This window comes from Streptomyces sp. NPDC005931, from assembly GCF_042871235.1.
In the GTDB taxonomy this organism is placed as follows: Bacteria; Actinomycetota; Actinomycetes; order Streptomycetales; family Streptomycetaceae; genus Streptomyces.
The window spans coordinates 404,326-418,343 of record NZ_JBIAIG010000001.1; the positions used below are offsets into that span (position 1 = coordinate 404,326).

The window sequence follows — 14,018 nt, forward strand, 5'->3', positions numbered from 1 at the left end:
GTTCGGCGGGGAGGCCGGTGCGGTTCTCCGCGACGGCTTACAGGACGCGGAAGTTGGCCATCATGGCCATGTCCTCGTGCTCGAGGTTGTGGCAGTGGAAGACGAACTTGCCGGTGTAGTCGTCGAAGCGGACCAGGACGCTGAGCCGCTCGTTGGGCATCAGGCGTGCGGTGTCCTTCCAGCCGACGTCCTCGGGCCTGATGGTGGTGGAGCCACCGCGCTTGTACACCTGGAACGGCGACAGGTGCAGGTGGATGGGGTGGTGGGTGGTGGAGGAGAACTCCCAGATCTCGATCTCGCCGCGCCGCACGTCGGCCCAGCTCCGGTCGCTGCTGAACGGATAGCCGTTGATCTTGTAGACGTAGTGGCCGTTCTCCTGGTTGCGGGCGAGGGTGAAGGAGCGGGTGCGCACGGCCCGGGCCGGGTCGAGCCGTTCGACGGTGGACAGGGTGGACGGCACCGAGGTGCTGTCGGTGATCTTCTCCCCCACCACGAACTGCATGATCTCGGCGGTCGATCCGTCACCGAGGCTGTTCTCCATGACGATCTTCGTGCCGGGTGCGTACTTGCCGAAGTCGACGATCACGTCGAAGCGTTCGCCGGGCACCATGTAGAGGGAGTCCATCTCCTGCGGCCTGGCGAGGAGTCCGCCGTCGCTGCCGATCAGGGTGAAGGGCTCGCCGGTGCTCGGCTCCGGGTTCAGCCGGACCCGGTAGCGGCGGGCGTTGGAGGCGTTGAGCAGCCGCAGCCGGTAGCGGGCACCCTTGACCTCCAGGCGCGGCCAGGGCACCCCGTTGACCAGGATGACGTCGCCCTCCATGCCGTTGTGGGCGGCACCGGTGACCCCGGGGGTGGTCTTGAGGGTGGGGTCGATCGACGGGTAGGCCAGGGAGCCGTCGGAGGCGAAGGCCCGGTCCATGATCATGACCGGTACGTCGCGGTCGGCCCTGGGCAGCGGCAGGGCGTCCTCCTCGTCGTCGTGCACGAGGTAGAAGCCGGCCAGTCCGCGCCAGACCTGCGGGCCGGTGAAGTCCATCCGGTGGTCGTGGTACCAGAGCGTGGCCGCCCGCTGGGCGTTCGGGTAGGTGTAGGACCGGCTGCCCTCGGCCGTCTCGCCCTCCATGGCCGTGCCGGAGTGGTGCTGGTGCGCCGGGGCGGTCCAGCCCGAGGTGGGCAGGATGAGGTCGGTGGGGTAACCGTCGCTGTCCGCGGGCGTCTTGCCGCCGTGCAGGTGGGTGACGATCGGCACGGGCAGGTCGTTGCGGGTCCGCACGACCGCGGTGCGGCCCTTGCGGACGCTGAACGTGGGGCCGGGGAAGGTCCCGTTGTAGCTGAAGATCTCCGTCTGCACGCCGGGCAGGATCTGCACCCGGGCGGTGTGTGCCCGCACGTCGAAGTAGTCGGTCGTGCCGTCCGAGGAGGTCGGCGCGATGACCGGCGGGCGTTTGAAGGCGAGGCTGAAGCGGGCGGGCAGCGGCACGTCCCCCGAGTGGACGACCCCGTCGCCGTTGCCGCCGCTGTCACAGCCGGTCGCGAGGGGCAGGAGCAGACCTGTCGAGGTGGCGCCGACGGCACCTATGAAACGGCGTCGGGAAAGAGTCATGTGCCTTCCTAGTCGATGACGATGAGCGAGCGGTCCAGCGTGGTCAGGAGCCGGTTGCCGCCCGGGGTGACGACGAACGGGTCCTCCACATGGACGCCGCCCAGGCCGAACTCGTAGTAGGGCGCTTCGGAATTGACGACTGTTCCGTCCTCGATGACATCCGGGTTGCCGGGTGTGATCAGTACGGGTTCGTAGATCTCCGCGCCGATGCCGTGACCGACGTGGTGCCTGCGGTACTGCGGCACCCCGGCGGCCCGGACCGCCTCCACGGTGCGGTCGAACAGCTCGCCGCCGGTCATGCCCGGCTTGGCGCCGTCCAGGGCGGCCTGCTCGCCGGCCAGCATCGCCGCGTACACCGCCGTCAGCCGGGGCGAGGGCGCGCCGAAGCTGGCGGTGCGCGCGATGTCGGACCAGTAGCCCCGGCTGGTGCAGCCGACGTCGAACCAGAGGGAGTCGCCGCGGCGCAGCGGCCGGTCGCCCGGCCGGGTCTGGCCCAGTACGCCGTCCCGACCGAACTTGATCAGGGTGAACCGGGGCCGGCCGCCCGCCCGCACGACCGCGGTCTCGAACTCCCGGACCATGTCGCGCTCGGTGACCCCCTCGGCGGCGATGCCGAGCGCGGCCCGGACCCCCGACTCGGCGATGGCGGCGGCCTCGGCGATCCGGCCCACCTCGGCCTCGGTCTTGACCTTGCGGACCTGCTGGAGCACGGCGGCGGCCGGGCGCACGGCTCCGCCCGGCAGGGCCTGGCCGAGCCGCTCCAGGAAGCCGAGCGGCGCGGCGTTCTCGTCCACGCCGATGCGGGCCTTCGCCAGTCCGGCGCCGGTGAGGATCCGCACCAGCGCGGCCAGGGCGTCCGCGGCGGGCGGGGCGTCCACCCCGACCTCCTTGAACCGCTCCTCGCGCGCGGTCAGTTCCAGCCCCTCGGGCAGCTCGCGGTGGAAGGTCCCGTAGGCGACGACGCCGCTGAGCGCGGTGGTGGCGTCCAGGAACTGGTCCACGTCGCCGCGCGAGCTGGCGAAGTACGGGGCGTCGGGGCGGTCCCGGGTCACCACGGCCAGCGCCCGGCTGCTGTAGGGGTGGTTCTGGCCGCCGACGCTCGAGATGCCGGTCAGGTACAGGACGTTCTCCGCCGAGGTGGCGACCAGGGCGTCGAGGCCCGCCTCGTCCATGTGCCTCGCCAGGCGCTGGGCCCGGGTCTCCGGGCCGGTCACAGGGCGAGCCGGACACGGTAGTGGTCCAGCCACAGGTTCAGCTGGAGCATCAGTTCCACGTCGGCGCGGGCCATGCGGTCCTTGGTGAGCCGTTCGAGGCTCGCCGCGACGGCACCGGCCGCGTCCAGGTCCATGATCTGCCGCACCGGCGCGTGCGGATCGGCGAGCACGGCCTTCATCGCCCGCTGCAGACCGGCCGGGTAGTCGGGGTGGTGCGACACCGGGGAGGCGCTGCGGTGCCGGTTGAGCACGGACTCGGGCAGCAGGTCGGCTACGGCCGCGCGCAGGACGCCCTTCTCGATGCCGCGGCGGTTGTGCATCTCGTTGGGGATGTTGTAGGCGTACTGCACCAGCTCCGGGTGGTTGATCGGGGTGCGCAGCTGGAGGCCGGCCGCGGAGTAGGAGCCGGCGTCGATGCCGAAGCGGGTGTTCATCAGGTAGGCCACGCGCCGCATGTGACGCTGCCACTCGTCCTCCTCCGGCAGGTACTCCACCTCGGCGACGGCGGTGTCGTACACGTCCCGGTAGTACGTGGGGAAGTCGAGCGCGGCGAGCGCGTCCGCGTTGAACAGGCCGGTGCCGAAGCCGTTGGCGGCCCCGTGCTTCTGGGCGAGCGCCACCCACGGGAACGTACCGGACAGGACCAGGTCCCGGTGGGTGAACCAAGTGGCGCCCTGGAAGTACTTGTCCCCGCCGTACCCGGCGAAGACCACCTTGCAGCCCTCCTGCGCGGCGCGCTGCACCGTCAGGTACTGGGCGGTGTCCATGTCGTACTGCCGGGTGGGGAAGTCCTTCGACTTCAGCATGCCGACCCGCACGATCGGGTCGAGGATGTCGCCGGTCTCCAGCTCCACCAGGGTGTGGTCGGCGCCGATGTGCGCGGCGACCTCGGTGGCGAAGGGGGTGTCGTGGGTGCTGCGCATGACGTCGGCGCGGAACTCGCTGCTGCGGAACTCGATGGTGAAGGCCCGCAGGCTGCCGCTCTGCGAGCGCGCCAGCGAGTCCGCGGCGAGGCCCGCCACGGCGGAGGAGTCGGCGCCACCGGAGAGCATCACCAGCAGCTGCGAGGGGTCCTCGGTCAGGTTGTCCTCGACGCTGCGCGCCAGGATCTCGCGGACCTTCGCGACGGTGGTGTCGTAGTCGTCGGTGTGCGGCTGGGTGTTGATCCCCCAGTACTTGGTGCGCCGGAGGCCGTCGCGGCCCCAGCGGGCGATCTCGGCGGCGCCGATCCGCTCGAAGCCGGAGAAGACACCGCCGTGCGGCAGTGCCTGGGACACCGCCTCGCGCAGTCCGGCCGCGTCGACGACCGGGTCCACCTCCGGGTGCGCGAGGAGCACCTTGCGTTCGGAGCCGAACACCATGCCGGTGGCCGTGCGGGTCCAGTACAGCGGCTGCCCGCCGAGGTGGTCGCGGGCGAGGACCATCTCCTCGGTGCGGCCGTCCCAGATCGCCACCGCCCAGGCGCCGTTGAGGCGGGGCAGGAAGTCCGCGCCCCACTCGCGGTAGGCGTGCGCCACGAGAGCGGTGGGACCGGCCGAGGCGGGCACCCGCACCCCCGCCGCGGCGAGGTCGGCGCGCACCTCGGCGGTGCCGGTCGGCCAGCCGGTGACGCAGGCCACGATGTCGTGCCCACCGGCCGGCAGCACGAACGGCTGCTCGTCCGTCACACCGTCCAGGTGCAGCAGCCGGGCCCCGAGCGCGGCGTGCTCGCCGGTCCACACCGCCTCCCCGTCCGGCCCCCTCTGCGCCAGGGTGGACGCCATCGCCGTGACGACCGGCCGATGCCTGCGCAGGTCCCTTTCGAAGTCGATCCAGCCAACGAGCCCGGACACGCCGTCACCTCTCGTCCTACGTCTGACTACGCCTGATGGGTCACCGGCAGCATCCGCGCGCACGGTCGCGCGCCGGACGCACCGGGCTAGAGGCGCGGTGGACGCGCAGGCCACGGCGGACGGCGCACCGCCGCGGAGGCAGGACGCCACGCAGGGTTCCGGGCCAACGGGGCCGCCCGTGGCGATGAAAGCGGCACCGCGCGCACCGCGGGCCGCAGGCCATGGCGGCACGCGCACGCACGCGGAGGCAAGACGCCACGCACCATAGGGGCCAACGAGGGCCGCCCGTGACGACGGGAGCGACACCCCGCGCACCGCGGGCCGCAGGCCACCACGGGACGGAGCACCCCCGGGGGGGGACGCCGCGAGAGACCGCAGACCACCGCGGACCGCGCACGCACACGGAGGCCGACGCCACGCAAGGTACGGGCCAACGGGGCCGCTCGTGACGACGGGAGCGACACCCCGCGCACCGCGGGCCGCAGGCCACCGCGGAAGCGGAGGGTGCGGTGTGGCCCGGTGCGGCACGTGGGGCGCGGTGCGGCGCGCCGGGGGCGTCGGGGCGATCGGGGCGCCGGCGTCGGGCGTCGGGCGCCGACTGATCCTTGAGTGGTTCTCCGCGGAGGGCTCGGACAGTGGTCCGCCGACGTCGTTCGTGGACTCGAGGAGGCGTACGTGACCACCCAACCGACCGTGCCGAGGAGCTCCTGGCTCGCGCTCGGCGCGGTCCTGCTCGCAGGATTCCTGCACACCTTCGACGTGACCGTGGTGAGCATCGCGGCACCGTCGATCCAGGACGGCCTCGGGGCGTCGGACGCGGCGGTGCAGTGGCTGCTGGCCGGGTACAGCCTGGCGTTCGCGCTGCTGCTGGTGACGGCCGGCCGGTTGGGCGACGCCTACGGGAGGCGGCCCCTGGTGCTGTGGGGCATCGTGGCGTTCACACTGGCCTCGGCCCTGTGCGCGGCCGCCCCGAGCGCCGGGGTCCTCGTCGCCGCGCGGGTCCTGCAGGGCCTGTCCGCCGCCCTGCTCGCCCCTCAGATCGCGCCGGTGATCATCCTGTTGTTCCCCAAGGAGCGGCGGGGCGCGGCGTTCGGGGTGCAGGCCGCGGTGATCGCCGCGGCGACGTGCAGCGGCCCGGTGCTCGGCGGACTGCTCGCGCACGCCGACGTGTTCGGGCTCGGCTGGCGGGCGGTCTTCCTGGTCAACCTGCCCGTCGGGGCGGTCGCCCTGATCCTCGCCGCGCGCTGGCTTCCGGCCGAGCGGTCCGCGCGGGCGCCGGGGCTCGACCTGGTCGGGGTGGCCGTGGCGACCGCCGGTCTGCTGCTGCTCCTGGTGCCGCTGGTGCAGGGCCGGGAGACGGGCCGCCCGCTGCTGCTGATGCCGCTGACGCTGGCCGGCGTCGGGGTCCTCGCCCTGCTCGCGCCCCTCCAGCGCCGGGCCGCGCGGGCCGGACGCACCCCGCTGCTCGCCCCCGGCCTGTTCCGGGGCCGGGCGTTCCCGGCGGGTGCCGCGGTGAACTTCCTGGTGCTGGGCGCGGTCGCGTCCTTCTTCCTGGTGTACGTCGTCCACCTGCAGGACGGGCTCGGGTTCACGGCGAAGGAGGCGGGCTTCACGCTGCTGCCGTTCGCCGTGTCGGCGGCGCTCGCCTCCGGGGCGTCGGTGCCGCTGACCGGGCGCCTGGGGCGTCCCATGCTGGAGTGCGGGGCGGTGCTGATGGCCCTGGGCACGGCCGTCCTGCTCTGGCTGACGGTCTCCCGGGGCGCGGACCTGCGGCCGCTGCACGTCCTGCCCGGCCTCATCCTGTGCGGGGCCGGCATGGGTCTGCTGAGCCCCCCGCTGTACAACCTCACCCTCTCCGCGATGCCCCAGGGCGGCATCGGCTCGGCCAGTGGTGTCTTCTCCACGTTCGGCCAGATCGGCAACGCGTTCGGCGTGGCCCTGGTGGGCTCCGTCTTCTACGGCGTCGCGGGCGACAGGATCGGCTCGACGAGCGCCATCGCCTGGGCCCTCGGCTGCCAACTCGCCATGTACGTCGCGGCCCTGGCCCTCCTGCGCACCGGCCTGCCCCGCCCGTCCCTTCCCGCGACCGCTCCCCGGCCCGCCCCGCGCCCTCCGGTACGGGAACACCTCCCCCGCTGACGCCCCTGCTCTGCTCCGGCCTCCGGTGCCCTCCGCCACCCGGTGGGCACCGGAGGCCGAGTGCTGGGTCGAAGGGCACGGCGGGCCCGGGGCCGGGACGGTAGCCGTGCACCGGTCCGCGCGCCGGGTGCGCGGCTGCCCGCCGGACGGTGACGGGGTCCGTACCGGGGCTCCCTGCCGGCCGTGGGCCCGGGGGCGGTGCGGCAGCCGGCGGCCGGCACCACGACGACGGTGCGGCAGCCGGCAGTCGACACCACGACGACGGTGCGGCAGCCGGCAGTCGACACCACGACGACGGTGCGGCAGTCGGCAGTCGGCACCACGACGACGGTGCGGCAGTCAGCAGTCGCGCCCCGGGCTCTTCCCGATCCCCGGTACCGCCCGATGTCCCGGCACCCGTGGCCGGACAGCTGTCGCCGGACTCCCGGCACCCGGCACCCGGCACCCGGCACCCGGTACCCGGCACCCGACGCCACGGCCCGGGTCCGGGCACGCGAAGAAGCGCCGCCCGCCGGGCACGATGCCTGCGGGCGGCGCTTCGCCGAGCGGTGCCGGGGGTCAGGGGACCGCGGGCACCGGGTCGACGTGGCGGACCAGTTCCGTGACGTTCATCGTGCCGCCCCTGCGGTACGGCTTCAGGCGTCGGCGGTGTTCCACGTGGGCCTCGCTCAGTTCGAAGGTCCGGAAACCGGCCTCGTCGGTCCAGTCGGTCAGGACCCAGTACACGCCCTCCTCCTCGGTGTCCCGCACCAGCGTCTGGCCCAGATTGGCCGGCTCCCGGGAGATCGCCTCCGCCACCTTCCCCCACGTCCGCTCGAAGTCCCCGGCCAGCTCCGGGAAGACCTCCATCCGAAGGATCACCCTGTGCGTCACCGTTTCCCGCTCCTTCCGTCTTCCCGTCCCAGCAGTCGTGCCACCACCGCGCCCAGCGTGTTGCGGGCGAAGACCGGCGCGTCCGCGCAGCGCCAGGCGACCACGCCGTCCGGCCGTACCAGCACCGCGCCCTGTGCCGTCACCCCGTACAGCTCCGGCCAGCGGTCGTCGACGTCGGTCAGTTCCGCCCCGATGCCGTACAGCTCGATCGGCACCCGGAGTTCGTGCGACACCGCCTGTGCCGCCTCGCGCCACGCGCGGTTGTCGGGGCCGGTGAGCAGCACCGGCCGGGAGCCGAACAGGTCCAGCACGGACAGCTCCGCGCCGCCCCGGCGCAGCCGCAGGTGCGGGGCCCTGCTGCCGGGCCGCCCGTCGTTCTCCGCGGACCAGACGCCGTACCCGGGCAGCACGCTCTCGTCCCACGCGGTCACCGCCGAGGAGCGGTACCGCCAGGACAGCCACACCAGCGCGTCCTCGACGATGCCCGGGTGCGCCCGCTGCCGCTCCCCGGACCCGTCGACCAGCCGCTGCCGGTCCCGGGAGCGCAGCACGGCCTGCTCGACGGTGGCCTCGCTGATCGGCCGGCGTTCCTCGTCGTAGCTGCCCAGCAGCGCCGGTCCCGCCCAGCCGTCCAGCACGGCGGCGAGTTTCCAGGCCAGGTTGTGCGCGTCCTGGATGCCGGTGCTGGAGCCGAAGCCGCCGCTGGGCGGCATGACGTGCGCGGCGTCCCCGACCAGGAACACCCGGCCGTCGCGGAACCGGTCCGCGGTGCGGGCGGCGCCCTCCCAGCGGGACACGGACACGATCCGCGGGTCGAGATCCGCCACCCCGGTGGCGGCCCGCACCAGCTCCGCGCACCGCTCGCCGGTGAAGGACTCCGCGTCCGTCGTCGCCGGGTCGTGGGCGACGTGCAGCAGCCAGTCGGTGGCGTTGTCCAGCGGCATCAGGGCGCCGCGCACCGACGCGTTGGACGTATAGCACATCAGGAAGCGGCGGCCGGCGAGCTGCTCGGTGAGGTCGGCGCGGAAGTGGATGTTGACGTAGTGGCCGAAGACCTCGCCGTCGAAGGGAATGCCGAGCGCGTCCCGCACGCCGCTGCGGGCGCCGTCGGCAGCCACCAGGTAGCGGGCCTTGAGGGCCCGCTCGGCTCCGGTGGCATGGTTCCTGACGCGCGCAGTGATCTCCTCCCCCGGAGGGCCGCCCTGCTCGAAGGAGAGCAGCTCGGTGTGGAAGCGCAGGGCGACGCCGAGGCGTTCGGCGCGGCCCCGCAGCACGTCCTCCAGCTCGCCCTGGTGGCACAGGCACCAGGGCGTCGGTGACAGGGAGGCCACGTCGGCCCCGATGTCCATGACGTACTTGTCGTCCAGCACCCCCAGTTCGGGGCCGGCCAGCGAATGGGCCGCGATCACACCGGAGTTGGCGGCGAGCAGCCGGGCCGAGGGCATGGCGCGGATCTCGTCCTCGACGCCGGCGGCGCGCATCAGCTCCATGGCCCGGGGATGGACGCCGCGGGCGCGCGGATGACCGGAGAGCTCGGGCTGCCGCTCGACCAGCAGGCAGTCCACGCCCTGCTGGGCGAGGAAGACGGCGGTCGACAGTCCCGCGATCCCCCCGCCGACCACGAGGACATCGGTGTTCCGCAGCGTGCTGCGGGTGGTGCTCAGCACCATGTCACCCTCCTTGCTTCGGTTGGTGTTCGACGAGGACGGACGCGTCCTTGTCCCCGTCGCCGGCGGCCATCACCTGGGCGAACCGCTCCCGCACCGCGCCCAGCACCGGCATGGCGGTGCCGAGCGCGGCGGCGGCCTCCATCGCGATCCGGATGTCCTTCTCCATCAGCTCGGAGCGGAAGAAGGCCGGCTCGTAGGTGCGCTTGAGCATCAGGTCGGCGCGGAACCGCATCACCATGGAGCTGAAGCCGCTGGCCGAGACGACACTGATCAGCTGGTCGCGGTCGATGCCGGCCGCGGTGCCGTAGTCGACGGCCTCGGCGAGAGCGGCGACCTGGGCGCCGAGCAGCAGGTTGAGGATGAGCTTCAGGGCCGCGGCGGTGCCGGGCGCGCCCACGTGGACGACCTCGCTGCCGATGGCCTCGAGGACCGGGCGCGTCTCGTACAGGTCCTCCGGCGCCCCGGAGACGAACACCCGCAGCTCCCCCTTGCGGGCCTGGAGCGGGTTGCCGACGACGCAGGCCTCCACCCGGCGCAGGCCCTTGTCCGCCAGGCGGGCGGCGGCCTCGCGGGCGTAGCCGGGGGACACGGTGGAGGTGTCCACGACCACGGTGCCGGGCGCGAGGACCGGGACCACCCTCTCGAAGAGGATCTCCTCGACGGCCTTCTCGTCGCTCAGGCTGAGCACGACGAGGTGGTGCCCGGCCGCCGCGCGCTCCGGGGCGTCGGCGAGCCGGGCGCCCGCCTCGACGAGGGGGGACGCCTTGCGCGCGGTCCGGTTGTAGACGGTCAGCGTGTGCCCGGTGTCCAGCAGCCGCCGGGCCATGCCGCCGCCCATGTTGCCGAGGCCGATGAACGCCAACTGGCGGTTTGCCATGGTGACTTCTCTCTCTGTGATCTCGTCGGTTCTCGGGGGTCCCGGAGATCTCTGGAGTCCCATGGATCTCGGGGATCTCTCGAATGCCATGAATCTCGGGGATCTCGGGGACCCGGGGGTCTCGGGGCGGGCCGGTCGGGGCGCGCACACGCACGACGGGGTTCAGTACGTGGCGTCGACCTGGTAGACGGCGAACGGGGCACCGGTGCGGGTGTCGCGGTAGGGCCGCAGCGGTGCCGTGTCCTCGCGGTGGTCCGCGCCGGCCTCCCAGACGCGGAAGGCCTCGAGCGACTCCCAGCGGCTCAGTACGGCGAGCGCGGTCGGGTCGTGGGGGCTGCGCAGCAGCTCGTTGCCGAGCATGCCGGGCACGCCCGCGAGGCGCTCGCTCACCCTGCGGTACGCGGTGCGGACCGCGGCGAGCTGCTCCTCGTCGTACGCGGCCTGGTAGACCACGACCCTGACCTCGCCGGTGCCCTCACCGGGCATCGACGGCCGCCCTGCCCTCAATGCGGTGCAGGACCTCCATGACGTGGAAGGTGCCGCCCTTGCGGAACGGGTGGAGGGTCGCCCGGTGCTCGAGGTGCGCCGGGCTCTCCTCGAACTCGCGGAACCGCGGCTCGTCCACCCAGTCGCTGACGATGACGTACGTGCTGCCGGGGCCGTCCTCCCGGGACAGGGTCTGGCCCAGGTTGGCCGGGTGGCCGGTGACCGCCCGGGTCCCCTCCAGCCAGGCCCGCTCGAAGTCGGCCTCCTTGCCCGGCTCGATCTCCATGCGCAGCATCACCCGGAAGGCCATCAGGAGATCCCCCCGTCGACGCCGATGGTGTTGCCGGTGACGTAGCGGGACAGGTCGCTGGCCAGCCAGAGGACGGCGCCGGCCACTTCGTCGGGGGTGCCGAGCCGGCCCAGGGCGGTCTTGGCGCCGTAGCGCTGCGCCATCAGCGTGCGCTGCTCCTCCGGCATGGCGTGGAAGTTCTCCGTCTCGATGACGCCGAGCGCGACGACGTTGAAGCGGATGCCCTGGGGGCCGAACTCCTTGGCCAGGGACCGGTTGAGGCCGACGAGGGCGGCCTTGGTGGTGGTGTAGTGGGCACGCAGCGGTATGCCGGCGTCGACGGCGCGGGAGCCGATGGACACGACCGAGGAGCCCTCGCCCAGCAGCGGCAGGGCGTGCTGGATGACGAGGTGGGCGCCGGTGACGTTGGTGGCGAGGATGCGCTGCCATTCCTCCAGCGGCAGCTCGGCGTAGGGGACGTGGCTGATGGCGCCGGCGTTGTTGACCAGCAGGTCGAGCCGGTCGCCGTGCAGCTCGCGCACCCGGGTCAGCAGCGCGGCGATCTCCTCGGGCTGCGACAGGTCGGCGCGCACCACGTGGTGGTCGCCGCCGGTCTCCTTCAGTTCCCGCTCCAGCGAGGCGACGTACTCGCTCTCGCGCTTGTAGCAGGTGACGACGTCGACGCCGGCGCGGGCGAGCGCCAGGACGACGCCCCGGCCGACACCTCGGGTGCCGCCGGTGACCAGGGCCTTCTTGCCCTTGAGGCCGAGATCCATGGTGTTCCTCCGTGGGTAGGTGCGGGGCGTACGGCCCGGACGGGCCGTACCGGCCGAGTGGTGGGACGGCCTCAGAGCAGGAAGCCGAGCGCGGCGCAGTTGGCGACGAGGGCCGTGATGGTGAGCAGGCTGCGGCGCCGGTTCCAGGTGCCCCATTCGCGGCGGGGGTCCCGGAAGTCCTCCGGGAGGTTGTGCGGGTCGATGGTCCGCATCCACCGGTTGACCGGGGCGTTCTTGGTGACGGAGATCAGTGCGGTGGCGGCGGCCAGTACTCCGGCGAAGGCGAACAGCGTGCGGGCCGTGGTGTTGGTGGCACCGGCCGCCAGCAGCGCGTCCAGCACGAGCGTGGCGACCAGGCAGATCGGCATCGCCGGGTCGTAGCGCTGCCCGAAGAACGCGTGGGCGTGGACGTAGCGGTCGGTGGGCAGTGAGGCGAGGTAGGGGAAGCCGCCGAGCTGGGTGCCGAACAGGACACCGGCGGCCAGGCCGTTGCACAGCAGGAGCAGCGGAGCGAGGACATTCAGCACGGGGACTCCTCAGCGGGTGAGCACGCGTGCCGCGGCCTCGACCCGCTGCTTGATGAGCGCCATCTGCACCTTGGTGTTGATGTTGAGGTACTCGGTCATGGCGTCATCGGTCGCGGGGGCCTCGGGCTTCATGTGGAAGTCCTGGATCCAGCGCATGCGGACCCCGCCGCCGGGCTCCTCGGTGTACTCCCACTGGATGTGCATGAACGCGAAGGGGCCGGTCTCCACGCGCTCGGCACGCACCGTACGGGTGACCGGGTCGCCGGTCCGCTTCGAGACCCAGCTCCAGACGTTGCCGTCCTCGTCGGGGTGCATGGTGAGCCGGAAGACGACCGTGTCCCCGTCGCGCTCCAGCACCTCGGCGGAGGCGTACTCGCTGAACAGGTTGGGCCAGTTGGGGACGTCGTTGGTCATCTCCCAGACCACGTCCATGGGGGCGTCGATGACGATGTGGTTGTCGGTGTGTCCAGCCATGGCAACTCCTCGGTGGGCAGGGGGATTCGGGCGGTTCAGCGGCCCAGGACCAGGGCGGAGGCGAAGCCTCCGTGACCGCGGGCCAGCACCAGGGCGTGGCGCAGCGGCAGTTCGCGCGGGGCGCCGGTGACCAGGTCCAGGTCGAGGCCGGGGGCCAGGTCGCGGATGTGCGCGGTGTGCGGGACCACGCCCTCGCGCAGCGCGAGCAGCGCGGTGGCCACGTCGAGCGGGGCACCGCCGCCGTACAGGCGTCCGGTGAGCGTCTTCGGCGCGGTGACCGGGACGCCCCGGGGGCCGAAGACGGCGGTGATGGCCTCCGCCTCGTCGCGGTCGTCGGCCGGCACGCCGGAGGCGTCGGCGAAGACGACGTCGATGTCGGAGGGGGCCAGCCCGGCGTCGGCGAGGGCCTGTTCGGCGGTGCGGCGCAGGGCGCGCGGCCGGTTCGATCCGGGTGCCGGGTCGAACCCGGCGGCGTAACCCAGCACCCGGCCGTAGCGGGTGTCCGCGCCGCGTCCGGCGGCGGCCTCGGCGCTCTCCAGGACGAGGATCGCGCCTCCTTCGCCGGGCAGATGGCCCGAGGCTGCGGCGTCGAAGGGCACGTAGGCCCGCTCCGGGTCCTGGACGGTGGACAGCCGCCCGGTGGTCAGCTGCGCGGTCAGGCCGTACGGGCACAGCGAGGCGTCGGTGCCGCCGGTGACCACGAGCCGGGAGCCGCGGCGCACCAGCCGGCGGGCCTGGCCGATGGCGTCGAGGCCGCCGGCCTGCTCGCAGGCGAGCACCCCGCAGGGGCCGCGCATCTTGTGCCGGATGGACAGCTGGCCGGTGGTCGCCGCGTAGAACCAGGCGATGGACTGGTAGGCGCCGACCCAGCTGGGATCGTGCTGGTAGAGCGCGGTCATCTCCTTCTGCCCGAACTCGGTGCCGCCGGATGACGAGGAAGTGACGACGGCCATCTCGTACTCGGGGACGGCGGTGAGGTCGGCGCCGGAGTCGGCCAGCGCGGCCTCGCCGGCGCCCAGCGCGAGGTGGGTCCAGTGGTCGGTCTGCGCGATCAGCCGACTCGGAACACTCCCGGTGGCGTCGAAGCCCGGCACCTGGCCCGCGTGGCGGACGGGGTACGGGGACGGGTCGAAGCGGCCGATGCGGCCGATGCCCGACTTGCCGGCCAGCACGGAGGACCAGTGGGCCTCGATGCCGATGCCGGTGGGCGCGCAGATCCCCAGTCCGGTGACGACGGGGGCGGTCGGCGCGGTCATGC

13 protein-coding genes are annotated in these 14,018 nt (G+C 73.1%); 1 reads left to right on the forward strand and 12 read right to left on the reverse strand.

What is annotated here, in order from left to right; all coding sequences use genetic code 11:
• Positions 1-37: 37 nt before the first annotated feature.
• Genes ACFYOV_RS01770 through ACFYOV_RS01780 form a run of 3 tightly spaced genes read right to left on the reverse strand, consistent with a single transcriptional unit; the run spans position 38 to position 4,649 of the window.
• Complete coding sequence (locus ACFYOV_RS01770; RefSeq protein ID WP_389081500.1) at positions 38-1,603, reverse strand: multicopper oxidase family protein; 1,566 nt, start codon at positions 1,601-1,603, stop codon at positions 38-40.
• 8 nt (positions 1,604-1,611) lie between these two features.
• Entirely contained in the window at positions 1,612-2,817 is a 1,206-nt protein-coding gene (locus tag ACFYOV_RS01775) for a M24 family metallopeptidase (protein WP_389081502.1), read from the reverse strand.
• A complete protein-coding gene (locus ACFYOV_RS01780) occupies positions 2,814-4,649 on the reverse strand; it encodes an asparagine synthetase B family protein (protein ID WP_389081504.1) in 1,836 nt (611 codons plus the stop codon). Before ACFYOV_RS01780 ends, ACFYOV_RS01775 begins: the two co-directional genes overlap by 4 nt.
• Positions 4,650-5,324: 675 nt before the next feature.
• Between ACFYOV_RS01780 and ACFYOV_RS01785 the strand changes: the two genes are divergently transcribed.
• Complete coding sequence (locus ACFYOV_RS01785) at positions 5,325-6,788, forward strand: MFS transporter (RefSeq protein ID WP_389081506.1); 1,464 nt, start codon at positions 5,325-5,327, stop codon at positions 6,786-6,788.
• A gap of 558 nt (positions 6,789-7,346) precedes the next feature.
• On the opposite strand, the gene ACFYOV_RS01790 is transcribed toward ACFYOV_RS01785, so the two are convergent.
• The 9 genes from ACFYOV_RS01790 to ACFYOV_RS01830 form a co-directional block, all read right to left on the reverse strand.
• Positions 7,347-7,661 (reverse strand): antibiotic biosynthesis monooxygenase family protein, encoded by a 315-nt coding sequence (locus ACFYOV_RS01790; protein WP_389081509.1) that lies wholly within the window; start codon positions 7,659-7,661, stop codon positions 7,347-7,349.
• The gene (locus tag ACFYOV_RS01795) at positions 7,658-9,331 is read right to left on the reverse strand and encodes an FAD-dependent oxidoreductase (RefSeq protein ID WP_389081511.1); all 1,674 of its coding nucleotides are present in this window, start codon (positions 9,329-9,331) and stop codon (positions 7,658-7,660) included. The genes ACFYOV_RS01790 and ACFYOV_RS01795 overlap by 4 nt, the downstream gene beginning before the upstream one ends.
• A 1-nt stretch (position 9,332) precedes the next feature.
• Positions 9,333-10,208 carry an NAD(P)-dependent oxidoreductase gene (locus ACFYOV_RS01800; protein ID WP_389081514.1) on the reverse strand — a complete coding sequence of 292 codons (876 nt, stop codon included), beginning with the start codon at positions 10,206-10,208 and terminating at the stop codon, positions 9,333-9,335.
• A 162-nt stretch (positions 10,209-10,370) separates the two neighbouring features.
• Positions 10,371-10,694, reverse strand: coding sequence for an antibiotic biosynthesis monooxygenase family protein (locus tag ACFYOV_RS01805; protein ID WP_389081516.1), 324 nt, complete (start codon positions 10,692-10,694; stop codon positions 10,371-10,373).
• Positions 10,684-11,004, reverse strand: a complete 321-nt coding sequence (locus ACFYOV_RS01810; RefSeq protein WP_389081518.1) for an antibiotic biosynthesis monooxygenase family protein — start codon at positions 11,002-11,004, stop codon at positions 10,684-10,686. Before ACFYOV_RS01810 ends, ACFYOV_RS01805 begins: the two co-directional genes overlap by 11 nt.
• Positions 11,004-11,759, reverse strand: coding sequence for an SDR family NAD(P)-dependent oxidoreductase (locus ACFYOV_RS01815; protein ID WP_389081520.1), 756 nt, complete (start codon positions 11,757-11,759; stop codon positions 11,004-11,006). The genes ACFYOV_RS01810 and ACFYOV_RS01815 overlap by 1 nt, the downstream gene beginning before the upstream one ends.
• A gap of 71 nt (positions 11,760-11,830) precedes the next feature.
• The gene (locus ACFYOV_RS01820) at positions 11,831-12,286 is read right to left on the reverse strand and encodes a DUF1772 domain-containing protein (protein WP_389081523.1); all 456 of its coding nucleotides are present in this window, start codon (positions 12,284-12,286) and stop codon (positions 11,831-11,833) included.
• Between the two features lie 9 nt (positions 12,287-12,295).
• Entirely contained in the window at positions 12,296-12,760 is a 465-nt protein-coding gene (locus tag ACFYOV_RS01825; RefSeq protein ID WP_389081525.1) for an SRPBCC family protein, read from the reverse strand.
• Between the two features lie 35 nt (positions 12,761-12,795).
• A complete protein-coding gene (locus ACFYOV_RS01830) occupies positions 12,796-14,016 on the reverse strand; it encodes a ketosynthase chain-length factor (RefSeq protein WP_389081528.1) in 1,221 nt (406 codons plus the stop codon).
• Positions 14,017-14,018: the final 2 nt, after the last annotated feature.